The 24,388-nt window shown below is 43.5% G+C and carries 17 protein-coding genes; 10 read left to right on the top strand and 7 right to left on the bottom strand.

Translation table 11 applies throughout. The features are described 5' to 3' along the window. The first annotated feature begins 545 nt into the window (after positions 1-545). Positions 546-902, top strand: coding sequence for a ribosome hibernation-promoting factor, HPF/YfiA family (gene hpf / locus ACVBIL_RS15030; RefSeq protein ID WP_447167784.1), 357 nt, complete (start codon positions 546-548; stop codon positions 900-902). 106 nt (positions 903-1,008) lie between these two features. Here hpf and ACVBIL_RS15025 read toward each other — a convergent pair whose 3' ends face one another. After that, positions 1,009-2,937 (bottom strand): monovalent cation:proton antiporter-2 (CPA2) family protein, encoded by a 1,929-nt coding sequence (locus ACVBIL_RS15025; RefSeq protein WP_447167783.1) that lies wholly within the window; start codon positions 2,935-2,937, stop codon positions 1,009-1,011. Then, positions 2,937-3,557 carry an NAD(P)H-dependent oxidoreductase gene (locus tag ACVBIL_RS15020; RefSeq protein WP_447167782.1) on the bottom strand — a complete coding sequence of 207 codons (621 nt, stop codon included), beginning with the start codon at positions 3,555-3,557 and terminating at the stop codon, positions 2,937-2,939. The genes ACVBIL_RS15025 and ACVBIL_RS15020 overlap by 1 nt, the downstream gene beginning before the upstream one ends. A gap of 456 nt (positions 3,558-4,013) precedes the next feature. On the opposite strand from ACVBIL_RS15020, the gene ACVBIL_RS15015 reads away from it, so the two are divergent. The 5 genes from ACVBIL_RS15015 to ACVBIL_RS14995 all read left to right on the top strand — a co-directional run bounded on the left by ACVBIL_RS15015 (position 4,014) and on the right by ACVBIL_RS14995 (position 10,735). Further along, a complete protein-coding gene (locus ACVBIL_RS15015; RefSeq protein WP_447167781.1) occupies positions 4,014-5,225 on the top strand; it encodes an NnrS family protein in 1,212 nt (403 codons plus the stop codon). 58 nt (positions 5,226-5,283) lie between these two features. Next, positions 5,284-6,693 carry an ammonia-forming cytochrome c nitrite reductase subunit c552 gene (locus tag ACVBIL_RS15010; RefSeq protein ID WP_447167780.1) on the top strand — a complete coding sequence of 470 codons (1,410 nt, stop codon included), beginning with the start codon at positions 5,284-5,286 and terminating at the stop codon, positions 6,691-6,693. A gap of 338 nt (positions 6,694-7,031) precedes the next feature. Continuing rightward, positions 7,032-7,520, top strand: a complete 489-nt coding sequence (locus ACVBIL_RS15005) for a hypothetical protein (protein ID WP_447167779.1) — start codon at positions 7,032-7,034, stop codon at positions 7,518-7,520. Positions 7,521-7,614: 94 nt separating this feature from the next. Continuing rightward, positions 7,615-8,601, top strand: a complete 987-nt coding sequence (locus tag ACVBIL_RS15000) for an AraC family transcriptional regulator ligand-binding domain-containing protein (RefSeq protein ID WP_447167778.1) — start codon at positions 7,615-7,617, stop codon at positions 8,599-8,601. A gap of 121 nt (positions 8,602-8,722) precedes the next feature. Further along, positions 8,723-10,735 (top strand): alkyl/aryl-sulfatase, encoded by a 2,013-nt coding sequence (locus ACVBIL_RS14995; RefSeq protein ID WP_447167777.1) that lies wholly within the window; start codon positions 8,723-8,725, stop codon positions 10,733-10,735. A gap of 1,900 nt (positions 10,736-12,635) precedes the next feature. Here ACVBIL_RS14995 and ACVBIL_RS14990 read toward each other — a convergent pair. Then, entirely contained in the window at positions 12,636-13,265 is a 630-nt protein-coding gene (locus ACVBIL_RS14990; RefSeq protein ID WP_447167776.1) for a hypothetical protein, read from the bottom strand. Between the two features lie 179 nt (positions 13,266-13,444). Beyond that, positions 13,445-14,356: a hypothetical protein gene (locus tag ACVBIL_RS14985; protein ID WP_447167775.1), complete on the bottom strand. Its 912-nt coding sequence runs from the start codon at positions 14,354-14,356 to the stop codon at positions 13,445-13,447. Between the two features lie 855 nt (positions 14,357-15,211). Here ACVBIL_RS14985 and ACVBIL_RS14980 point away from each other — a divergent pair. After that, positions 15,212-15,352, top strand: a complete 141-nt coding sequence (locus tag ACVBIL_RS14980; RefSeq protein ID WP_447167774.1) for a hypothetical protein — start codon at positions 15,212-15,214, stop codon at positions 15,350-15,352. A gap of 346 nt (positions 15,353-15,698) precedes the next feature. After that, positions 15,699-16,673 (top strand): choice-of-anchor H family protein, encoded by a 975-nt coding sequence (locus ACVBIL_RS14975; protein ID WP_447167773.1) that lies wholly within the window; start codon positions 15,699-15,701, stop codon positions 16,671-16,673. 383 nt (positions 16,674-17,056) lie between these two features. Here ACVBIL_RS14975 and ACVBIL_RS14970 read toward each other — a convergent pair whose 3' ends face one another. Continuing rightward, positions 17,057-19,336, bottom strand: a complete 2,280-nt coding sequence (locus ACVBIL_RS14970) for a TonB-dependent hemoglobin/transferrin/lactoferrin family receptor (RefSeq protein ID WP_447167772.1) — start codon at positions 19,334-19,336, stop codon at positions 17,057-17,059. A gap of 426 nt (positions 19,337-19,762) precedes the next feature. Between ACVBIL_RS14970 and ACVBIL_RS14965 the strand changes: the two genes are divergently transcribed. After that, positions 19,763-20,035 (top strand): hypothetical protein, encoded by a 273-nt coding sequence (locus ACVBIL_RS14965; protein WP_447167771.1) that lies wholly within the window; start codon positions 19,763-19,765, stop codon positions 20,033-20,035. 96 nt (positions 20,036-20,131) lie between these two features. Here ACVBIL_RS14965 and ACVBIL_RS14960 read toward each other — a convergent pair whose 3' ends face one another. Together ACVBIL_RS14960 and ACVBIL_RS14955 are read right to left on the bottom strand one after the other, a co-directional pair. Further along, entirely contained in the window at positions 20,132-21,460 is a 1,329-nt protein-coding gene (locus ACVBIL_RS14960; RefSeq protein ID WP_447167770.1) for a hypothetical protein, read from the bottom strand. A 407-nt stretch (positions 21,461-21,867) separates the two neighbouring features. Next, complete coding sequence (locus ACVBIL_RS14955) at positions 21,868-23,184, bottom strand: DEAD/DEAH box helicase (RefSeq protein WP_447167769.1); 1,317 nt, start codon at positions 23,182-23,184, stop codon at positions 21,868-21,870. A 489-nt stretch (positions 23,185-23,673) separates the two neighbouring features. Between ACVBIL_RS14955 and ACVBIL_RS14950 the strand changes: the two genes are divergently transcribed. Continuing rightward, on the top strand, positions 23,674-23,796 hold the full coding sequence (locus ACVBIL_RS14950) for a hypothetical protein (protein ID WP_447167768.1): 123 nt from the start codon (positions 23,674-23,676) through the stop codon (positions 23,794-23,796). Positions 23,797-24,388: the final 592 nt, after the last annotated feature.

Below are 24,388 nucleotides of genomic sequence, written 5' to 3'. Positions count from 1 at the left end.
AAAGGGTCATAAAGTCAGTGGAATAGGAGTTGCTTTTATTCGTATTTGCGCGCAAAAGTTTTAGACTTGAGGGCGATGTTGCAAATAGCGCGCTGGTTTTCGGAGTAGTGGCAGTTGCAGAGTAGAGTTATATTCAACCGTTTTAAGATTGTAATTGTAAATTTTTCTGCCTGTAAGTGTTTGATGTGAAGTTAACATCAAAATTAATTTAAATTTTTTGATGAAATCGTGATAAAAATCAAGCCAAGACGCTAATTTTTGTCTAAATTAGTAGAGGAGCTATTAGCGTTTAGCTTGTTGCTTGCTAATTCTCCACACTCACAAGGAAAAGCTATTTTAGATTATGTTTTAACCATAGCTAGATGGCTGTTTGATGGAAACTACCAATATAACAAAATTTGATTTTTCCTTATAAACACTGGGCTGTAGCGATAAATACCACTTTTTGATAACAAGTTTTATGTGAATTATTTTTAATAAAAGCTTGTAATTTAAAGCGAAAGACCCAAATGTATTAGATGAAATCATTGTAAAAAGGAAAACCTATGAAAATAAATCTTTCTGGTCACCACGTTGATATTACTGACGTAGTTAGGCAGCATGTCCAAGAGAAGTTTTCGAAGATAGAGAGTCATTTCCCAACCCTGATAGCACTAGATATTATTATTGCTAAAGAGCACGGCCAATTTCAGGTTGAAATTAGAACCAATTATGAGGGAAGCAGTATTTCAGCTTCTGGTAATGATTCAGTTATGTATCCAGCAATTACCAGCGCAGCTAAAAAACTCGATGCGGCACTAAAGCATCGTAAAGGACAACTGAAGGCTGATTTGCATTCTAAGCCAGTTGTTACAACACCAGAAATTGCCCATGAAAAAGTTCAAGAGATGAACTTGCTTTAACGCCTTAAAAGCAATTTTTTATTGTTAGATAGTAAATGTAAAGCCCTAGCAACTTTGGTTGTCAGGGCTTTTTTTGATCAGTCGATTAATCATAAAACGTGGAATGTTAATCCGTTTCAGATTGCGAAAATTCTGTGTGATTTTCTTTAGGGGGTGGCGTCCAGCCTCGCTCCATTTTCGAGAAGCTCCGATAGCGTTCATCCTTCATTGCCGCGCTCAAGGTTTCTTCTAGCTGGATAAACATGTCACGATAATGGACTAAGTATTTATCATCTTCTGTCACTTGCTTCCAGGCTTCGTACAGCGTGTCTTTATGTATCACTTCGGTTTCATAGAAGGTTGCCCGCTGCTGCTCTGCTTTAAATGGATGCACGCCCAATCTTATTAGCGCATGTTTACCAAGGTTTAAAGCTGAATGGAATGTCTCGCTTACCATAAAGTCGGCGCCAGCGTTACGTAGGCGATAAAGGTGTCTGCGGTCAAAGGCACGCGCCATAACTATAATGTGAGGATAGGTATGCTTTATATATTCGACTAGGCCTACAGCTCGCTCAGGATCATCGATTGCAATCACAAGCATTTTGGCCTCTTCGATACCTGCGGTGTGTAATAAGTCAGGTTTTGTTGCATCACCATAAAAGCTTTTAGTGTTTATTTTTCTTAAGTTTTCAACCTGTTGTACCTCGTGGTCAAGTACCACCGTTTTTACACCATTAGTGACCAGTAGGCGGTTAACTATCTGACCAAAGCGACCAACTCCGGCAATAATAACGGTACCTTTTTCGTCAATGTCGTCTGGCTCTCGGCTATTTTCTGTTTGTTCGTAGCGGGGTAAAATAACTTTATCGAACAGGATAAATAGACCCGGTGTAAGGAACATAGAAAGGGCTACGACTAGCGATAAAATGTGTGCAAATTCATTTGAAATAACATTATTTTGCACCGTATAACTTAGCAGGACAAAACCAAACTCACCTGCTTGAGCTAAGCTCAGAGCAAAAAGCCAACGGTCACTTCCACGAATCTTAAATATAAATGCCAACACTAATAACACCACGGCTTTGATTAGCATTACAGCGAATGTCATCGCCATAACCGGGCCAATATTATCGAACAGCACGTCGAAGTTAATGCCTGCACCAACAGTAATGAAAAACAGCCCTAGAAGCAGCCCTTTGAAGGGTTCGATATTTGACTCTAACTCATGCCTAAACTCACTGTTTGCAAGTACCACGCCTGCAAGGAAGGTCCCTAATGCTGGCGATAAACCGACTAGGCTCATCAGAGCGGCAATACCTATCACTAACATCAATGCGGTGGCAGTGAATATCTCACGCAGACCTGAGCTTGCGACGTAGCGAAACAGAGGCCGACTTAAAAAGTGACCGCCAACAACCACGCTAGCAATCGCTAGCAGTACCACTATCGCATAAGCCCAGCCTGGAAGTCCGGCAACTAGAGAGAGCTCTTCATGATGCCCAGCAGCGCTTTGTGCAACAGACTGCGCTTTTGCAACAAGCTCAGGTAGCGCAAGCAGAGGGATAAATGCCAACATGGGAATAACGGCGATATCTTGGAACAGCAAGACGGAAAAAGCGTTTTTTCCGCCTTCGGTTTTCGATAAGCTTTTTTCATTGAACGTCTGCAATACGATGGCGGTTGAAGACAGCGAGAAAATCATACCTATGGTCAACGCGACGCTCCAACCGTAGCCAAAGCCCATGGCGATCCCCATGACAACAAGTATTGATAAGCCCACTTGCAATCCACCTAAACCAATGAGCTTGTTGCGCATATCCCATAGCATTCTAGGTTCTAGCTCTAAGCCGACAAGGAATAGCATCATCACCACACCAAACTCGGCAAAGTGCTGCAGCGTATTGGTTTCTGTGCCGACTAAGCCAATGATCGGGCCGATTACCACGCCTGCGATAAGATAACCTAGCACAGAGCCTAGGCCTAACCGCTTGGCGATGGGCACGGCGATGACTGCGGCGCACAGATAGATAAAAGCTTGAATAAAGTAAGCTGTCATTAGTGCTCCTGAATCAACTGGTCAAGGTGAGCATTTAATTTGTCGAGTGACTTTGCGAGTTCGATATCGAATCTATCTTCACTGAGTGCGGTTAATATTCGAGTCCATTTTTCAACGTGGATATGAACTCGGTTTTCCTCAAGGGCGGTTCGGGCGCAAAAAATAGCAAAAGGAGCAATAAACTTCATACCTGTTAGATTGGCCGTTTGCTCAAGAGGCCGCAGTAATTCTCTAAGTGTAAAATGGTTAAAACCATCTTCTTTATAAGCGGCTTCACGCCCTCCAGCGCTTAACGCACACAGAAAGATTTTACCTTCCAGTGCGTTACCGTTTGATCCATAGGCAAAGTTGTACTCTAAAACCAGATCTTGCCACTCTTTCAAAATCGCAGGAGTGGAATACCAATACAATGGAAACATAAACACAATGACATCATGGTCTATGAGCCTTTGCTGCTCTTTATCGATATTAATTCTAAACGTGGGGTACTCGGCATAGAGATCGACAGCTGTCACATTGGGTTGCTGCTGCGTTGCATTAAAAAGTGGTTTGTTGATTTCAGATCGTTCCTGCGAAGGGTGCGCATATAATACGAGGATTTTTTTTGCCGCGAGTGCCATTTGATATCCAGTCACTTTACATAGTCGATTGCTATTAAATCTAGCACAGACAAGAAGATGCAATAAGTGTTTTTAGGGGGGAGTTGATATCGATTTTAGCAAGCCTAACGTTTAAATTCAGGTTTGATATTAAGGTTAATCATTTCGTAAAGCCAAAGTAGGTAACGCCAATTAATCGTGGCTATTATTAATGAACCCGCATTCAGGTTTAATGAGTTATTAACACCTCTCCCTCAGGTTTAGTGAACCTGTAGTGGTCAACTAATATTGGCCACGATCTTAGTTGACCACTACAACCATTCTACCTATTAGGATATAAGTAAAAACAGCGAGATAGCAACACAGTTCACATAAGTTGTAATCACCATTAATATCAATTGTTATCACTGATTGACGTAGATACACTAATAATAAATAAAGTCGCATTTAAAATGCTTGTTATAAAAGGTTGGCGTTATGCTAAATATTGATGATCCAAAAGAGATTGAAAAAATCCCAGCTATATTTCGTTTGGGGTTTCGACCTTTTTTCTTAGGTGGTGCAAGCATAGCGATGTTATTTGTGCCCTTATGGTTACTGACCTGGTTTTATCCTCAATATAGTTTATTTCAGACTGATTTTTGGGTAAAAGTGGTGCCGCTCTGGTGGCACCCGCATGAAATGTTATTTGGTTTTGCACTAGCCATTGTTTGTGGTTTTTTACTGACCTCGGTGCAAACTTGGACTAATCAGCCGGGGATGAAAGGGTGGGCACTGGCGCTAACATTCAGTTGTTGGTTGTTAGCAAGGCTTACCTTATTGTTACCTGTTTCAATCCCCTTGTGGCTGCCAGCTCTTTTTGATTCCCTATTTTTAACCCTGACAGCGATTAAGCTCTGGCACTGTATCTATAAAGTGAAGCAATGGCATAACATTGGTTTTCCTATCATGTTGCTGGTGGCTATGTGCATAAACTTGTTAAGTTATTACGCATTGAGTCAAAGAGATTTTTCCCTTAGTCAGCAAATTTGGCAGGCAATGCTTTGGTGGCTTGGCTTATTAATCACCATTGTTGGCGGTCGTGTCATTCCATTTTTCACCGCAATCAGGATTAAACAAACCAAGCCAAATCCGATACCTGTACTGGAAAAAAGCTTAATCGTTATAATGATCTTGTTAGTGATCCAAGCGATTAGCCAAGTGTTACCAAAAGGCGTTGAGCAAGTTCTATTGTTTGTGGCATCCGCACTGCATTTTGTACGTTGGGCGCGCTGGTTCCCCCACAAAACATTGAAAGAGCCTATGCTGTGGTCTTTGCATATTGCTTATTTATTTTTGCCGATAACATTATTTTTATTAGCTTGGAATATCGATGATTCAATGGCATACCGACATTTGCTACATCTGTTTGCTATCGGAACATTAGCGGGAATTTGTCTATCGATGATCTCAAGGGTATCACTTGGGCACACCAGCCGTAATATCTATGAAGGACCTAATATGACGCTGGCTTTTGCTTGCTTACCCGTTGCGGCAATACTGCGCTCAGTGATGCCAATCGTTGCGCCTGGACAATATCAAATGTGGTTGTGGCTGGCGGGTGGTTTGTGGTCATTAGCGTTTGCGATGTTTGTGGTCAATTATACGGTCATCTTGTCAAAGCCACGTATCGATGGCAGACCTGGTTAGGTAAAAGAGCTTTTATAATAAATAATTAAGTCAGTACATAAGGTTGATAGAGACATAAATGACAGTAAATAATCTGAAACAAATAGCTGGGGTGATATCTTTCGCTTGCCTACTACCGATAATGAATCTGCAAGCACAAGAAAACGTGAATGCTCAGACCGTTGCAGCCAAAGAGCAACAGCAAAGAGACATAGCGCTTAGAGAAAAATTTCCGGTGCAGTACCAAAGCTGGCAACAAACGTCTGATCAAACAGAACGTGAAGATATGTTAGCGAGTTATCCAGCTGCCATTATTTTGTGGGCAGGTTCTTCATTTGCAAAAGAATATAACAGCCCTCGTGGGCACCATTTTGCGGTTGCAGATGTGACTCATACGCTACGTACTGGCGTCGCTCCTGCTGCAGGAGAAAAGGGGCTGTCGGCAAGCTGTTGGACTTGTAAGACACCCGATGCGCCAAGATTAATGAAAGAGCTCGGTGTTGAAGGTTTTTCTGCCAAAAACTTTACTGATGTAGGTACTGAAGTCAACAGTGTGGTGTACTGCACCGATTGCCATGTGGACGGTAAGGCTGAGCTTGCTATGCCACGTCCTCATGCTCAAGATGCGATGGCAAAAGTACATCTGCCTTTTGATAAGCAAGATACCAATATGCAAGGCGCGCAGGTGTGCGGTCAATGCCATGTGACTTACTATTTCCAACCTGAGCGCAGCGACAAGGTTAATATCCCTTGGATCTTCGGTAACAATGTCGATGACATTGAAAAATATTACGATACCCGCCGCTTCTATGAGTGGATCCATCCGATATCTAAAACGCCTATCTTAAAGGCGCGTCACCCAGAGTTTGAACACTGGAGCCGCAGTAAGCATGCTGAAGCTGGGGTCACGTGCATTACCTGCCATATGCCTGAAGAGACTGACAAAGAAGGTAATACGTTTACTAGCCATAAGGTAAGTAAAGCGCTGGACCATTTTGATTCGGTGTGCCAAAACTGCCATAAGAGTGAAAAGACGATTATTAAATCACTTGAGAACAGCAAGGCGACAATTAATGCCAAGGCGCGAGAAGTCGAAGGACTTTTGGTGAAAGCGCACTATGAAGCAGCCGCAGCTTGGGATGCGGGTGCAACCTGGCCGCAGATGAATGATGCAATAATGGCTATTCGTCATTCTCAGTGGCGCTGGGATTTTGCTATGGCGTCTCACGGTTTGTATGCACATAACCCTCAGGAAGGTAATGCGTTACTTGATATGTCGATTAAACAAGTAAAGTACGCTCGTGAATCATTAGCTGAAATTCTCAAGATGTTTGATGTGACTAAGGTCAATTATCCTGACATTAGCAGCAAACAGTCGGCTCAGGCTGCTGTTGGGATTAAGCTTGATAAACTCACCGAGAAAAAGCAGCAATTTATTAAGCAAGAAGTCGATAAAAATTGGTCGGAAGTGACGGGCTACGGTTACTAATTAGCCTTGCTAATATGACTTAGTCAGTGACTCGCCTTAAAGGCTCAAAGGTTCTCCTTTGAGCCTTTTTTATTATCACACTTTAGATAAGTGCTTTAGATAAGTGCTTTAGATAAGTGCTTTAGATAAGAGCTATAGATAAGTGCTTTAGATAAGTGCTTTAGATAAGCGCTATAGATAAGCGCTATAGATGACAGCTATCTATCAAAGCTGATAATCTGTTTTTAGTGAGTAAAATTTGCGCGAAATATAGAGTTAGTCACTTAGTGAAATGAGCTCGCTTTTAAAACACGATTTGAAAACAGGGTCTTACCACTATCAGGCAATAGGGATTGATTATGTGTAATAGGGTGCTGGTTTTTTTAATACTCTCTTTTACAAGTTTAGTGTTTGCAAACTATAGCTTTGCATCCGCAGGCTTGAGCGAAGTACAGCTTGAGCAAAAAGGGGTGGAGTTTGTTGCGGCTAAGAATGCTAGACAAAGGCTCGATAGTGGAGTTGAGGATATTGACCATTACCTTAGTCTGTTATCTGAGAGTTTTATCGATGAGTATGTTCACTATAAGGTGACTTTTTCTGCCGATAAAACCAAATTACGCGCCCGCCTGATTGAGAAGATGAAACAACAAACCTTAGAAAACCAAGTGCAGCTTCAGCAGATGGTGGTCGGTCCTAATGTTGTCGTACTAAAGCTGGTGGAAAAAGGCAAAATTAAGCCAACAGGTCAAAGTCAGGTGTTGGATATCGACCGCATGAGTGTGGTTACCTTAGAGTTTGATAAACAAGGACTGATTAGTCATATCCGTCGTCATGGTGAATCACTGTGATCCCATTTAATTCCTCTGCTCTTTTTATGAGCCTATTTAAAGGCTGGCAACTTCGTTGAGCTGCGCAAATTACACTACGATAGCCGCGTGGTCCTTGGCGATAGCTAGAGCGTTAAGTGTCAGTAAAATAGAGCCTAAGGCTGTATTTCAGCGAGTGGGATTAGATCTTCACGCACTCGAAGCTCAGCCTGATAGCCGTGTTAAAATCGATAAAATGACGCGACTCTGGCGAGCGGCCGAGCAGGCGTCAGCATCAGATGCGTTTGGGCTCATGGTTGGTCAGTATGCTTTCCCTATGCATTTTCACTCTTTGGGGAAACTCATGGTAAGTAGTGACTCATTAGCACAAGCTTTTGAAGCTCTCCCTGATTATTCCGCTCTGGTGAGTAACGGTGGCCAGATCCGCTTGCAACGTACACCGCAGTGGCTGGGTTTTACTATCAGCCCTCTAAAAGGTGTCGAGATCAGTGAGTTAGCGATCGATGCGTTTTTTAGCAGCTTGATGCAGCATGGTAAGCAGATGGTCGGCCATCGACACTTTGTGCGCAAAGTGGAATTAATGCGCCGTGAGCCTAAATTAAAGCAACCATGGCAAGACTGTTTCGGTTGCCCTGTGGTGATGAATGCAGCTGATAACTGTATGTGGATGGACAGAAGCGTGCTGGAGCAGACCGCGCTGACTAAAAATTCTCACGTGGCCGAGTCAAATGAGCTGGCCGTGCGTCAATACTTACATGATATGCAGGCATTGAGTTGGCGACAAAAAACCAGTCAAGGGATCCATGCAATCTTGCTTAATCAAGAGCCTACAGCGGCGAAAATCGCTCAGATGTACAATATCAGTGAACGGAGTTTAGGTCGCTATCTACAGCTTGAAGGCACAGGTTTTAGAGCGCTATTAAAACTTAAGCGTCAAGAGCTTGCTCTACATTATCTTACGCAAACCAATATGCCCATTAACTTACTGTCAGATACATTAGGCTATAGCTGCGTGAGTAACTTCACCCGCTCATTCAAAGCGTGGCGAGGGATTAGCCCTTCGCAATATAGGCACTCGGCAGCGGTTAATCATCTAGCGTAAATTCAGCTTAGTTTGGGTTTTGATAATCAGTTTAGAAATCAGTTTGGCGAAAAATGATAACTGCAATGTTATCATTGTGTAATAGGTTGGTTTGTAGTTCTTAACATGCGAGCCATTACACATGCTAATAAAAACAAAAAAACAGACACTCAACCCCGCTTTATTTGTAGGGTTAACTGCACTTTTAGTCATCGGATGCCAGCCAGACAACAGCTCCTCAACAGTTTCCCCTACCGCGGTTGATAATGCAGGTTTTACGCCAGCAAGCTCACACACAGCAGTCGCAAATCAAGCCGTTTTATCTGAGCTGCCATTTGAAGATGTGCAGGATTTTGAGGACGCAAATCGCGGTTTTATCGCCAGAATGCCTGAGCTTAAGGTCGATGGCGCAAACGGTGAGGTTATTTGGGATAGAACCGCTTATGATTTTATTGAGGGTGAGGCGCCTGCGAGTGTGAACCCCAGTCTGTGGCGTCAAGCGAGTCTAAATAATATCGATGGTTTGTTTGAGGTGACAACTGATGTTTATCAGTTACGGGGTTTTGATTTAGCCAACATGACGGTGATTAGGGGCGATAGCGGTTGGATTATTATTGATCCGCTGACCACGGCAGAAACAGCTAAGGTCGCACTTGAGTTTGTTAATAACACATTGGGGCGGCGACCCGTATCAGCCATCATTTTTACTCACAGCCATATGGATCACTTTGGCGGCGCATTAGGCTTATTAGCACAAGGACAGGACTCCTTTGATGGTGTCGATGTGATTGCCCCCGCAGGCTTTATGCACGAGGCGACCAGCGAAAATGTGATGGCAGGAACCGCCATGAGCCGCCGTGCTATGTATATGTATGGTAAGCAGCTACCGCGTTCAGCGCGCGGACATATTGGCTCTGGATTAGGTAAGGAGCCTGCCTTTGGCCAGTTTGGGATCATGAGCCCGACGATAACCATTGAGCAAGACTCGGCTCTAATGATTGATGGTGTGCCGTTCGAGTTCCAAATTGTATCTGGTTCAGAAGCACCGGCAGAATTTACCTTCTACTTACCAGAGCAGCAGGCTTATTGCGGAGCTGAGCTTGTATCAAAGAATATGCATAACCTGTACACCTTGCGCGGTGCTAAGGTCAGAGATGCGCTGACATGGAGTCGGGCTATCAACGAGGCATTAACCGCTCAGCGCGACACTAAAGTGTATTTTGGCAGTCATCACTGGCCAATTTGGGGTCAGGAAAAGGTTAATGAGTTTCTAGAAAAGCAGCGAGATACTTATAAGTATATTCATGATCAATCAGTGCGGATGCTCAACGCTGGACTGACGCCTGCAGAAATCGCCGAACAAATTCAGATGCCACCATCGCTATCCAACACATTTGCCACACGTGGTTACTACGGCACGGTAAAGCATAATGCTAAAGCCGTGTATCAAGCCTATTTAGGCTGGTATGACGCTAATCCAGTCAATCTTGACCGATTACCCGCTACGGCATCATCGATTAGGTATGTAGAGCTGATGGGCGGCGCTGACAAGATCATAGCTGCGGTTAATAAGGCTATTGCTGCTGGCGAGTATCGCTGGGCAGCTGAGCTAGTAAATCATTTAGTGGTGGCTGAGCCTGATGAGGAGCAGGCTAAAGGCTTGCTTGCCAACATTTATGATCAGCTGGGTTATCAAGCCGAATCAGCACCTTGGCGTGACGTGTATCTGACTGCTGCCTATGAGCTACGCCATGGCACTCCTGATAAGGGGATTGATTTGGCGTCAATGAAACAGATCTTACTGCAATCGCCAGTAGAAAACTTTATGCAGTCAATGGCATCTCGGGTGATTGGGCCTGACGTTTTTGGTGAAGATTTAGTGCTCAATATTAACTTTATCGATCTCGATAAAAACTACGTATTAAGCCTTAAAAATGCAGTTATGCACCATAAACTCGCACCTAAGTCCGCTAAGGCTAACGCGACGCTTAACATCAGTCATGAGTTGTTTGTCGATCTCATCATAGGTAATGCCGGTGCTAAAGAGGTGCTGTTTTCTGATGAACTGCAGATAGAGGGCAGTAAGCTGGATTTAGTCAGCTTTTTCTCTTCTCTCGATAAGCCAAAAGGCGTGTTTAATATTGTGACACCATAGTGGATAATGTTGCTGGAAGCAAAGCCAGACAAGTCGGAATCGCCTCCAAGGCGTTTGAATCAAGCGGCGCTTGATAAAGGTCGTGAGCTTCCAGCTCACACACAAACTCCAAGTTAGACTGCGTCTAACAACTAACGTCGTGGCGCTTCGCCCACACCCGAGCCAAGGGGGAAAGCGCTTGTCCCCCTTAGCGAACCCTCAGCGCCCCAGACGAAGTTACATGCATTAGATACGGGCCTCATACTTATGGATAAATCACTACCACTTCCGATGGGGCATCCTGCCCCGCGAAAGCTACGCCGACATCCCTGTCGGCATCACGCGATTTATTCCAACGAACTTCGGCAACTTCGATGGGGAATGGGTGTTTTCTGTAGGCCTAAATGCGCCACTAGGCTTTTGAGTTATGACTAAAGCTCCGCTCGTTTTTGGACAACAGCTATTCACCACGGAGGACACGGAGCGCTACGCTACACGAAGAAAAGCAACAGCTAGAACAAAAGCAACAGTAAAAGGCTCGTCATCAAACATTTTAATCTTTTGCTCTACGATCTTCTCCGTGACCTCCGTGAAAGCGAAGCGCTTCGTGGTGAGATTCGTGCTTTGAAAGAGTTATGCCTGTTCTAGATTTTCTGTTTCATTAGATTTATAGCCTGTTGCTGAATGTGCGAACACTTCAGTGACACGGCGCGGCTTTTGATTTCGTAAGAAGTGTCCCTATAGCCTCTACGACAGCTTCCCTGCTGCCGAAGGTCACTGCCGTATTCACACCTCTGCATTCATCTCATCGAATTTGCTTCTCTAATTCGCTTGATGATCACAACCGCGGAGGGCTTCGTTCAACTCATTTTTGGACAAAAGATATTCACCACGAAGGACACGGAGCGCTACGCTACACTACACGAAGAAAAGCAACTGCTAGAACAATAACAACTGTAAAAGACTGGCATCCAACATTTAGATCTTTTTCTTTACGCTCTTCTCCGTGACCTCTGTGAAAGCGAAGCGCTTCGTGGTGAGATTCGTGCTTTGAAAGAGTTATGCCTGTTCTAGATTTTCTGTTTCATTAGATTTATAGCCTGTTGCTGAATGTGCGAACACTTCAGTGACACGGCGCGGCTTTTGATTTCGTAAGAAGTGTCCCTATAGCCTCTACGACAGCTTCCGTGCTGCCGAAGGTCACTGCCGTATTCACACCTCAGCATTCATCTCATCGAATTTGCTTCTCTAATTCGCTTGGTGATCACAACCGCGGAGGGCTTCGTTCAACTCATTTTTGGACAAAAGCTATTCACCACGAAGGACACGGAGCGCTACGCTACACGAAGAAAAGCAACTGCTAGAACAATAACAACAGTAAAAGACTGGCATCCAACATTTAGATCTTTTTCTTTACGCTCTTCTCCGTGACCTCTGTGAAAGCGAAGCGCTTCGTGGTGAGATTCGTGCTTTGAAAGAGTTATGCCTGTTCTAGATTTTCTGTTTCATTAGATTTATAGCCTGTTGCTGAATGTGCGAACACTTCAGTGACTCGGCGCGGCTTTTGATTTCGTAAGAAGTGTCCCTATAGCCTCTACGACAGCTTCCCTGCTGCCGAAGGTCACTGCCGTATTAACACCTCAGCATTCATCTCATCGAATTTGCTTCTCTAATTCGCTTGGTGATCACAACCACGGAGGGCTTCGTTTAACTCATTTTTGGACAAAAACCATTTAGTCAAAGGGTCTAAAGCTGGCTCGTGGGATTAGGAAATGTATGGTGCGCAAATAATGTTTACACTGACCCCACAAATTAGGAGCCAAGAGAAAACCAGAAACTAAGGCAAAAAAGCCTCGGTTACCGAAGTACTGTCTTGACTAACCGGGAGCGTCCATATATGTCTCAGTTATTGCCGTGGAGATTATGAATATAGACTTTTCAATTTTTCGGCCATATATGTGTCACCATCATTCATTGAAGATCCCATTCCATGATGAACAAACTCACTAATATCAAAGTATATTTCTTTTACACGTCCATCTGTCAGTTGAATTTTGACAACGTCAAAGTAAATTTCTTTTTCCATTTTGTCTTTTGTTAGCATCTCCAATGTCGATAAATATTGCATTTTCCTCTCTGCATTTGGATATTTATGGTTTATCCATTGGTATTCAGCTGCTACTCCAAGCTGATGAGTGTGAGCAAAAATTTTCACCACGTCCTTTTTAAGGCTAGTCATCTTTTCTTGAAAAGTAATTCGTTCTTCGCCAACTACAAATTCAAATTCTTTCTCATGTTCTTCAGTTTCTTTGCTTTCATTTTTGTTTGGCTCCTTCGGTGAATCTTTAAATTGATTTGGAGACCAACGATGTAAAGCGAATAACACAACGCCTCCCACAATTAGTAAAAACAAAATAACGATAACAGCAGTCCATGTAGGAGAAACAGAAGAAAACTCAAAATTAAGAGATTTTAATAATAAGTAAAAAATACCAAGAGCTACGCCTGGAACACCGAGAGTCACGAGAGGTTTAATAAATTTAATGTCCATATTCGTCCTAAAAAGTAGTAAAGAGTTAACTGTAAGTAACTATAGAATTTGCGTGTTAATTAATAAGCCTAACGTTCCCATAAATTGTGAGCAATACAGTCACATTTGTTGCGCCTTTTGTTTTTTGCAACCAACGTGATAGCGTTGCGAATCAGTCTTGATGGGCTGGTTAGCTACATTTAGGTGGGGTCAATGATATTTCCCTGCATGTCTTTGGCTACCCATATTCCACTTGATTCAAATACAAAGGAATACGTGGTTTCCTTCTGACCAAGCTTCCACTGTAATGGGCGACCTGTCCATTGCAGTTCTCCATCTACAACTGATGAAGCCGAATCTAGGACATTTAACGTATACTGTCCGTCATCAAAACTAGCAATTTCGGCATATTCGACATTAACAAAGTCCAATGAACTATCTACGTATTCTGGTTTCAGAATAAGGTTTTCAGCATAACCAAGCATTTGGTTTGTTGGATACATTAAGCCATTAATGATGTTGCCTTTCATCATTAGCTCTGCAATACAAGACGTTAATTTATAATAATCCTGTTCTTCGCCACTAACCAAAGGCTTTGAGAACATAAAGCCAAGGTACTCATGTACCATTTCATTTAGCTCGCTGAAGTTGTTAGTGTTTTTAACAAAACTATAAATCGAAGCTAAATCTCGTTTGCAATTCAGTTTTGTCCTAATCTCTTCCGTGAAACCTATATGGTTTAGCAATAAAGGTTTATTGGTACGCCAGTGCGATAAAGCTACCTTATCACCAACATTTCCGCGTAATTCGAAAAGAGGAACACCACGGTAGTTCGATCCATAGAAAACAGATTGGTCGGATTTATTTGCCCTGCCTAGGGCTTTAACGTATTGGGGGGAAGGGTAGCTACACTCTTGAACACTATTGGGTTTATCACAAATACGAGCTCTAAATATATCTAACCCTGAAGATTTTTGCGGTGTCTGCGCTCGATAGCCTGTAATTAAGCGTGATACTACATTTTGAACTTCTTGTTGCTCAATCGCACCTAGATCCATCTTTTCTAAACGAGATATACAATCACGTATCGTTCTACTCTTTAATTTTAACAACTAATATGACTTCCTAATTCTATTACGTCGAATGTAGCTAACAGCTTATTATCCAGCGTCTCGGTTAAATCCCTGCTCTTTATTAAGTCACGTCAAAACTAGCAACGTAACTCATTGATGTAAAGTGGTTAATCTTGCTGATGTTAACAAAAGTTGAATGTACTCTCCCCGCAAAGTCATGCAGAACATTTATCGGGTCTCTTGTAAGCTTAAAGCGGAAATCTAACTGTATGATAAGCAAATGCTATTTCAGATGTTAAAAATTTATCGATGCAATTATTTTACTTTCTAGCATCGATAAACCAGTCTAATTCATCAAGTTCATTATACCTGTATAGGATTGCAGTTATTTGGGTTTGTTCTAGGAAAGTAGAATCAGAAGAATTGAGCTTAAAGAAAAAGGACTGGCATAACTTATGGTGTACGCAAGACCTTTCACATTAGCTTTTCTATAGCCAAAGCTTTACTTGTGCCATTTACCATTTTGATTCGTGAAAATGATTTTGGGGCATTTCCGTGTTAGACAACAAACCGCTATAGCCCAAATTAGTGCACCAATTATCCGGTGTAGATACGGCCGTGACCGTCCATGACATGGACGTCATGGCCGAGCTTCCAAGGATGGACTTGCAGCGTGTCACGGCTGTGTCTGCACATACGCCCGCTGCAGGCGCTTGATAACTCTAAAGCGACAATTTCAAATTAGCAGCCCTGTAGCCACAGCTCAGACAAAAAATGTAATCAGCCTTCATTCGAAGGTAAACACGTTTTGGGGCATTTTTAAGTCAGAAATCTAACTCTACAGCCTAAATCGGAGAAGAAAATTATCCAGTGTAGGTACGGCTGCGGGCTTCGATGACAGGGCCGCTCTATGACGTCCATGTCACCGCGGCATTTGTGAATCCATTCACATCAGATGTCATCGCAGAGCTTACAGGGATTGTACTTGCAGCGTCTCGCAGCAGTATCTACACATGCCCCGCTGGAGGCGATTGATAGCTACATAGCTTCAAGTTCAAACGGGCAATCCCATAGCAACAACACAAAGTTAATGTAATGACCCTTCATTCGAAGGCTAACTCACTTGAGGCAAAAGCTATTCACCACAGAGGACACGAAGAGCACGGAGAAGAGCAGCAGAAAAAGCAACTGCGTGGTCAGTAAAGCTCTTCATCTTTACCTCAGTGCACTTAGTGAAAGTGTAGCGATCCGTGGTGAGTTCCGCCCTTTGGTGTAGCCTTTTGGTTAAACAGAATAACTCCAATGACAATTTTAGCGTTCAGCTTGTGTTCACACTCTGTGGACTCTAATGGCCTCATTAAGAAAGAACTTCGAGGTGAAGATGAACACAAAACAAAATCATAAGGCTCATATAACTCATACAACTCAAATAAGTGAGCAAAAGTGCATGTTGGCGCGAGCGGCGAGTATTGGCCTGTTAACCTTATCAATGAGTGTGACACTGGCTGCCAGTGCCAGTTCGGATATGAGCCTGCTTTCGCAGCCGAAAAGCACCTCGGTTGCACAAACCGTTTCTGGTGACGACCAAGTCCCTCAAGCCGCCCAAGACGCCAATAGCTTATCTGAGCTACAAATCAGCAAGCTTGAACAGCAGCGAGTTAAGCAAGCGGATCTGCAGGCCAGCGATGATGCGAAAGGAGAGGCTAGTGCTAAAAAGCTGACCGGTGAACCGCTTACTCGTGAACTGCTTACCCGTGAACAAGTCATACAATCTCATCAGGATAAGGCGACTCTGGCTCAGCAGAGCCTTGCAAAGAGTGGTTCGGTGAAGCAATTTGCCAACGGAATCTACCGTAACTTTTATATCTACGATGCCTATAGCCGATTGTTTGTCGATTATGATTACGATGGTTTTTACCAGACTTTTAGCGTGACCTTTGATGCCGATGTTGAGGGGTATTATGCCAATGAGCGCGCTGATGTGTTTGCAGAGCTTTACTTGAGCCGTAATGGTGGGCCGTGGGAGCATTATTACACCACCGATATCTTTAGCATTTATGGCAATGCTACCGATGATGACTTTGAAGTATTAACCACGCTGGAGTCAGGTTACCGAACCGATCATTACGATGTGTTAATTGATCTTTATGAAGTGGGTTATGGCGATATTGTGGCGACCGTGAGCTCGAATGACTTTGACAGCTTATATGCGCTGCCATTGGAGAGTAGCGATAGAGACGATATCTACATTGATGACGATTACCATGGCGGTAGCCTGTCGGCTGCTTGGCTACTGCTGCTTAGTTTGTTGTTAATCAGAAAAGTCACTCAACATTCAAACTTACAGCGTATTTAAGTGACAGTGTATTTAAGTGATGAGTTGGCGGTTAACTTATCTGTTTACTGGCTGATGAGTGGATTAACTTAGATGACTTGTGTAATGGGTTAGCTTAGAGGATTAGCTTAGGGGGTTAGCTTAGATGACTAGCTTAGGTGATAGTAGGGGGTAACTGAGGCAATGGCTTAGATATTTGGCTTAGATATTTGCCTTAGATAATGGCTTAGTAACCTGCTTAAGTATTCGTAAGGGGAGTCGCGTGGTGACGATTTTCAACGGCGGACGTGTTTATCTGGAGGCTCACTAATGGCAGCAACCCAATAGCTGCAACACTGACCATAGACACAAAAAATGCAGCCTAGGCTGCATTTTTTATACGTGCTATATCATCAAGCTAAGGGTTAGAACTGATAGTTCACACTCACGTTGAAGTAGCGACCCGGCTGGGTGAAGTCTTCTTTTTCAAGGTCCATACTTGCACCGAGTAAGAATACCGATTGACCAGCAACATCGGCGTAATCGATATACTCTTTGTCAAACACGTTATAAACGCCAGCACGTAGTTTCCAGTTATCGTTAATTCTTAAGCCAAAGGTAAGGTCCATTACCGCATAACCAGATGTACCGTAGACTTCATTAAACTTCTCTTTAGGAATACACATGCCCATGGCACAAATATCATCCTCAGCTAGCACGATATCATTGGTACGGTCCATATCATCCGCCCAGCGCACTACCGCACCAAAATCGGCTTCCATAGTGGCAATATCGGTATACCAGTTTACACCCGCGTTACCCTTGAGTGGGCTAACACTGTTAAGGTAGTCGCCATTTTCATCTTCACCATAGGTGTAAGAGATGTTACCCCACAGCTCAACGCTATCTGTTAGCCAATGATTAATTTGAGCTTCAGCGCCATACAGAATCACTTCATCGCGGTTGTAGTACTGATACTTAAACTCCATTGGCTTCATCACTGGCGGAAGCCCAGGAATAAACACTGGTGGTTTAAAGCTGACATACTGCCAGTCAATAAAGTCTTTAGCCAGCGTGTAGAAAGCGGTTAGCTCATAGTTAGTGTCACTGTGATTACCGCGAACACCGACTTCCCAAGTATGTGACTGCTCAGACTCTAAGTCATAGTTAGCCTGAATAAGCACATCAGTCATAGGGCCTGCATCGACTTCTAACTCACCCCATTTTTGATCTGGGGTTGGCATCTTGTAGCCGTAGGCGTACTGACCATAAACGCTAACAGAGTCTGACAATTGATAGACTAGGCCTAGTTTAGGCGACCAGAAGCTGTCACTCATGGTTTGGAAGTCAGCAGCATCTTTACCAGCGTCAACGGCTTGCTGTTGATCTGGGGTATTGCGGAAATAGTCATAACGAAGACCCGCGATCAAGTTTAAATCGCCATCAAGCAGGGTGACGTCATCCTGTACAAAAATACCTAAACGCTGACTGTCTGTAGTGGCAAAGGTAAATGGCGTAGTTGTCTCATCCGTCACTACGTTATTTACCGTGCGATGACGTGACATGGTTGAAAACTCATAGTCCAGACCATAGGTGATCTGATGACCATAGTTGTCACTGCCAACATACTTGCTAAAGGTGCTGTTAATACCAATACGCTGATCTTCAAAGCTGTAATCGCGGACTTCGCTCAAACCATAAACAGTTTCAGCCTTATTCCACTCAAAGTAGTCTCTATGCTCTAGCTGTTCGGTTTGGCCAAAATAGGCGGTTACCGTCAGCGTGTCATGCATGTTAGTCGGCTTGTTTGATACTAACTGCAGCGCACCATTAATAACTTGCGTGTCGCGGTCGGTATCGATATTTTCTTCAAGCGCATTGTCTTTATCAAAGTCGTACTGCCAGCGCTTAAGGGTCTGCTCTAGATAATCTAAGGTCAACTGCACAGAGGTGTAGTCATTGAAGTGGTACTTACTCTTAAACAGCACACTGTCTTGCACTAGATCACTGTCTGGCTGCGTGTCAAAGTAGTTAGGTAGCTCTTCGCCTTTACGGTGCTGATAAGTGATTAGATTTTCAAAGTCACCGTAGGCTGCTGCACTGGTAAAGCCGGCACTGTATTCGTTGTTGATACCCGCATAGCCCGCATTAACCGACACATAATAGTCATCGCCCATTAAGTAGTCGCTGGCATCTTTGGTGCGCATTACCACCACGCCGCCAAGTGCATCTGAGCCATACATGGTTGAGGCGGCAGCTTTCACGACTTCAACTTGCTTTAAACTTTGTACTTCAGTTAAACCACGGCCAGTACCTTCAGCACCAGGGCCTAGTGGTGAGGCATACTGGTTGTTAACGCGTACACCGTCTTTTACCATCATCACACGATTGCCACCGATACCACGAATGGTCACAGAGGTTGGTTTACCGGCACCGCCTTTTACGGCGATAGCGGATTCATTTCTAAACAAGCTACCAAAGTCATTGCTCATCGTTTTTTCGATAGCGTCTTCATCAAGAACCACAATCGAACCGGCAACCTGCTCAATATTCTGCTCCATACGTGAGCCAGAAATAACGATTACCTCGTGCATTTGTGCACTGGCTTGCTGGTTTGACGGAGTCTCGACTGTGGCCTCTTGAGCCTGAGCATTGAGCACAGTACTAACAGCAATTGCTAGTAGACTAACTTTGAGCTTATTCATGATGCACCTTAACTATTTTACGACAAAATGAGAATGATTCTCTTTAGCGGGCGCTATCTTATACTCTATTGGTAGTAGGGTCTCCTGTAGAGTGAGCTAATTTGCTGGCTTTATCGGACTAAAAAACAAATTTTTAAAGTGGATCACATTTATGTTTTTTATAGCAAAAACAAATGGCTACTTATTGTTCTTGTGGCTTATATTTTTTAACAAATGTAAGCCGGTGTTACGTTTGTTAATTATTCATCTCTGCTAAGCTCGGCATGGCTCCTACCTTGGGCCGCTGGCGTTAATCGGTTTACATGTTTTATCTGTGTGTTAGCTTAATATGTTAGCTTAATGTGTTAACGGGGTTAAACGACAAGATGATGATGTGCTTGAATATAATGCTAGTAAATCAAAGCATTACTTAAAGATTGTTCGCTGGTGTTTATCATTGGCTATCGCTTAACTCGTGCAGGTTATGCAACAGATTTAGCAGGCGCTACAACTAAGGCTTTGCCTAAACTCGCGGCCTTATCTCTGCATCTGCACCAAAGTCTTGAATTGTCTTGTCGAGAAAAAGCCAGTAGCGCACGTATAGCCAAAGAGTTAGCAAGTTTGGGTTTTGACGTTACTGAAAACGTTGGCGTTTTCGGCGTGGTGGGGATATTAAAAATGGCAATAACAATGAATTCGGGGGCATGGTTGTGGTCATGATGTTGACATGACGAGCCTCTTGGCAAATGAATCCTAACTCAGGGGCTAGGCTTTCATTACGCTTTTCATAAAGCTATCGCTGTTGCCTAAAATGAGTTAGCGGGTCCGCTGAAGTTTATTTTCTATTTTGGTGAGCAACTTAAACGTAGGTTCGCTAAGTTGGCTCAACTCCTTTTGGGTCACAAGAGCAACAGATAGTTGAATCGTTTTATATGCGAGAGAATAGTTGTGTTGCAGTACTTGCAACTTTGCTTGATTATTCAGTGCTATGACTTGGCCTGCTGGGTAGCCAGATTTGCGATGATAATCTAGCGAATACTGATACTGGGCTTGGGCCTGTTGATAGCGATTAAGCCGCTGATAAATATAGCCTGACCAATTAGAGATGTAACCTAAATACAGCCAGTCTTGGGCATTGGCAGCCAATATTCTAGCTTGAGAAAGCTCACTAATCGCCAGTTCTAACTCACCATTTTTAAGCTTGTTTTGCGCTAATGCGAGCCTTAATCGAGCCAATTGACGTTGATAGTTAGCTATTATCTTGGGATGAGTCTTTTCACTGGCGTTTGCACTTCCATAGAGGATCCCGCGTTCAAGCCATCGCTTACTCTTTGCTAATATTTGCTGTGCATTGTTATCGTCTTGCCCCTCGGTTTCAGCCATTATTAACTCGGCTAATAGTCTTATGGCAACGAGATTATTGGGTGATATTGCTAACAGTTGATTAAGGCTAGAGCGTGCATCATCAAGTTCGGCGTATTGAATTTGTTTGAGCGCATTGATGAGTAATGGGTCGTTAAACCAAGCTTCTTGGACTACATCATTGGTCGTTGCTGAGAGATTGGCAAAGTCTTGCACACGCTGAGCTAATTCATGATGTAACGCGGGTAGCGATACCTCGTTGAACGATCCCGTGCTAATTTTTTGTGCGCTTAATAAACGATAATCAAGCTGATAGTGGTTATCTAAAAATGCAACTGAGCTTTCTACAATGAGGCTACTACCAGAAATCGTAAATAGTCGATTAAGGTCGATAGCTTGATGGTCTCCAATAAAGCTTGAGGCTTGCGATAGCATAGAGATCACATCTTCAGCCTGTAACACAGGGTACTGGCCTGAGGTGCCAAGCGCTAATATCACTTGCTCCATCTGGGCATAGGCTTGCCAGTCATCATTTTTACTCTCTTCAACACTCTCTTTAATACTATCTTCAATAACGCCTTCAACACTGCTTTCTACGCCATTTATTGCCGCGCTACCTAATTCCATATTGATTGGTAGCACCATAATCGAGCCAGTGGCTAAATGAGTTGTCTGCATCTGAGTAAAAGCAAAAAATCCACCGATAGAAAGTAAACTGACTAACGTTAAAGCGGCGAGTAATAGCCGTTGTCTTGTGGTGATCTTCTGCATAAATGCAAACATGTTGCTCCTAGGATGAATCGAGTAAAGATTTAAGAATTTGCTAGGTTAACAAAAAGTTATCACTTATGAAAATGGCTTTATAACAGAGTATAGATTGGTTGTTATGATTTCAGGGGTATTAACGGAAAAATGCTGAGTGTTAATAGAGAGCTCGGTATGGGGGAGTTTTATACCTGCGATGGGAATGTAAGTTTAATTGCGAGGATTATAAATGTAGGGCTTAGCTTCTGCTAAACCCTCTTTATTTCAACCTTGCTAGCTTCTATGCTTGTGCTGATATCTTTAACTAGCAGATTCTAGGCCTGCAACATTTAAATAGGCATGTTAGCTGTTTAAGGTTGAACCAAGCGTGCAAAATCTCAATTAATGTAATTGAGATTGTTGCTCAATAACTTTTACTAAATGCTTTACAGATTCCAAGGATTTGGTGGCAATTTGTTGCTGTTGTTATCAGTGGCCTTGCTTGTGCTCTTGCTGCTTTCTTTAGCCTTAGTCTTATCCGATCCGCTAGTCTTTGGTGGTGTCTTTTTATCAGCGTCGGTGATTTGCTTGCTCTTAGGCTTGAAATTTAAAATAGAAACAGGGACTTCTTTTCTCGGTGCAAAACCTTCAATTTCTCTACGTTCAATCAAATGGCCTAAACGGCTTTCAATCATGCATAGGTTTTTGAAATCATCTTTAGATACTAAGGCGACCGCTTCGCCGCTGGCGCCAGCACGTCCTGTTCGGCCAATTCGATGAATATAATCATCAGCTGGGTAAGGCAAGTCGTAGTTAATTACTAGCGGAAGTTCGTCGATGTCCAAACCACGGGCGGCAATACCTGTGGCAATCAATAAGCCTATTTTTCCAGACTTAAAGTCTGCAAGGATTTGCTCGCGAATTTCTTGGCTACGACCACCATGAATGCATTCTGCAACAATGCCGCGCTTTTCAAGTTGGCTAACGAGCTTAGCTGCACCTTGCTTAGTTTCGATAAAGATAAGCGCTTGTTGCCAGTTGTTTTCTTGAATTAAATGGCTCAGTAGCGCAGATTTTTTGTCTTTATCAACGGTAACTAACCACTGTTCGATTTTAGGCTTGTTGTCAGTGTTATGAGTGACAGAAATTTCGATAGGTCTATCAATCGTAGCCCTTGCCAGCTCTTTGACTTGTCTAGATAGGGTTGCTGAAAATAGCAGCGTTTGTCTATCTACAGGCAGCTTTTCGATGATCTTATTGATGTCTTCAATAAAGCCCATATCAAGCATTCTGTCAGCTTCATCAAGCACGAGGATTTCTAGCTCGTCGAAATGAATCGCGCGCTGGGTGTACATATCGAGTAGACGACCCGGCGTGGCAACCAAGATATCGACACCATCAATTAACCCCTGACGTTGCGGCTTTGAATCAACGCCACCGTACATGGCCATTGAGGTTAGAGTTAGGTGCTTACCATATTGGCGAATGTTGTCTTCAACCTGCACCGCAAGCTCGCGGGTTGGGGTTAAAATCAGCGCACGAATACGCTTTTTACGTTGAGTCTCGGCTTGGCTTAGCATCTCTAAGATTGGCAGCACAAAGCTAGCCGTTTTACCGGTACCGGTTTGCGCTGCCGCAATCAGGTTACGCTGACTTAAAATAACGGGAATAGTCTTAGCTTGAATCGGAGTCGGGCTAGTGTAGCCTTGCTCAGTAACGGCTTTAACGATGGGAGTGCTTAATCCAAGCTTAGAAAACGGCATGCGAGTCTCAATTAGGTGTCTGATTTATTTATTGCAGTTATCGATTTTGCGCAGATTGGCGCAGATAACTGTGTTGCTGTTTGCCATTATAACAGCATGTAGCCCAATGCGCTTTATTGATGTTGTTCGCTATGGTCGCAAACAGTGGTTCCAATTGCCTGCAGCAGGTGCAGCACATGGATGTACAAATGTCGTGTTCACATAGACGTGAGTTAACGACCGTATGTGCAGATACTTCCGTGACATGCTGCAAGTCCATATATGGCCGTACCTACACTTGGTAGAACAGCATAATCTTTGGCATGTAGAATTATGATTAAAGCCACTAACTCGTTAGTGGACAAAAGTTTGTCGGCGCTTGCCGCTGAGCTAAATCTAAAGCCAAATCAATCAAACTTCGTTTGATAACAAAGCCCATGCTGACTCCATATATCTTTATGCTGAGAGTTGATTCCAACAAAAGTGGTTCCAATGGCCTGCGGCCAGCGTATGTGCAGACACTGTCGTGACACGCAGCGAGTCCATCCCTGGAAGCTCGGCCATGACGTCCATGTCATGGACGGTCACGGCCGTATCTACACTTGGTTAGAACAGCATAACCTTGGCATTTAGAGTTATGATTAAAGGTCTAGCTCGTTTTTGGACAGAAGTTTGTTGGTACTTGCAGCTTGCTTCGTTTGATAAAGTTAGTGAGCTTCCAGCTCACACTCGGGCAAAAGGGGGACAACAGCTTCCCCCTCTTGCATCACCCGAGCCGCCCCGACGAAGTTACATGCATTAGATACGGGCCTCACACTTATGGATAAATAGCTAACGCTTCCGATGGGGCATCTGATGTGAATGGATTCACAAATGCCGTGATGGCATGGATGCCAAGGAAGGGCCAGCCCCGCGAAAGCTACGCCGACATTCATGTCGGCATCACGCAACTCTGGTTTATAAAGAGTTTCCAACGAACTTCGGCAACTTCGATGGGGAATAGGTGTTTTCTGGGAGTTAAGTCAGCTCATCTAGCTTTGCGATTATGGCTAAAGATTAAAGAAGCTTTAAACTCACTTTTGGACATAAGCTATTCACCACGGAGGACACGGAGCGCTACGCTACACGAAGAAAAGCAACAGCAGAAGAAAAGCAACAGTAAAAGGCTCGTCATCAAACATTTTAATCTTTTGCTCTACGATCTTCTCCGTGACCTCCGTGAAAG

It is taken from the genome of Shewanella sp. 125m-7 (assembly GCF_052977045.1).
Note: the sequence above shows the minus strand (reverse complement) of the source record. Positions and strands in the feature narration are given on the sequence as shown.

Excerpts from the sequence above, each read along its gene's own strand:
- hpf (WP_447167784.1), top strand. The coding sequence starts at position 546 with ATGAAAATAAATCTTTCTGGTCACCACGTTGATATTACTGACGTAGTT.
- ACVBIL_RS15025 (WP_447167783.1), bottom strand. The coding sequence starts at position 2,937 with ATGACAGCTTACTTTATTCAAGCTTTTATCTATCTGTGCGCCGCAGTC.
- ACVBIL_RS15020 (WP_447167782.1), bottom strand. The coding sequence starts at position 3,557 with ATGGCACTCGCGGCAAAAAAAATCCTCGTATTATATGCGCACCCTTCG.
- ACVBIL_RS15015 (WP_447167781.1), top strand. The coding sequence starts at position 4,014 with ATGCTAAATATTGATGATCCAAAAGAGATTGAAAAAATCCCAGCTATA.
- ACVBIL_RS15010 (WP_447167780.1), top strand. The coding sequence starts at position 5,284 with ATGACAGTAAATAATCTGAAACAAATAGCTGGGGTGATATCTTTCGCT.
- ACVBIL_RS15005 (WP_447167779.1), top strand. The coding sequence starts at position 7,032 with ATGTGTAATAGGGTGCTGGTTTTTTTAATACTCTCTTTTACAAGTTTA.
- ACVBIL_RS14995 (WP_447167777.1), top strand. The coding sequence starts at position 8,723 with ATGCTAATAAAAACAAAAAAACAGACACTCAACCCCGCTTTATTTGTA.
- ACVBIL_RS14990 (WP_447167776.1), bottom strand. The coding sequence starts at position 13,265 with ATGGACATTAAATTTATTAAACCTCTCGTGACTCTCGGTGTTCCAGGC.
- ACVBIL_RS14980 (WP_447167774.1), top strand. The coding sequence starts at position 15,212 with ATGACAGGGCCGCTCTATGACGTCCATGTCACCGCGGCATTTGTGAAT.
- ACVBIL_RS14975 (WP_447167773.1), top strand. The coding sequence starts at position 15,699 with ATGAACACAAAACAAAATCATAAGGCTCATATAACTCATACAACTCAA.
- ACVBIL_RS14970 (WP_447167772.1), bottom strand. The coding sequence starts at position 19,336 with ATGAATAAGCTCAAAGTTAGTCTACTAGCAATTGCTGTTAGTACTGTG.
- ACVBIL_RS14960 (WP_447167770.1), bottom strand. The coding sequence starts at position 21,460 with ATGTTTGCATTTATGCAGAAGATCACCACAAGACAACGGCTATTACTC.
- ACVBIL_RS14955 (WP_447167769.1), bottom strand. The coding sequence starts at position 23,184 with ATGCCGTTTTCTAAGCTTGGATTAAGCACTCCCATCGTTAAAGCCGTT.
- ACVBIL_RS14950 (WP_447167768.1), top strand. The coding sequence starts at position 23,674 with ATGTGCAGACACTGTCGTGACACGCAGCGAGTCCATCCCTGGAAGCTC.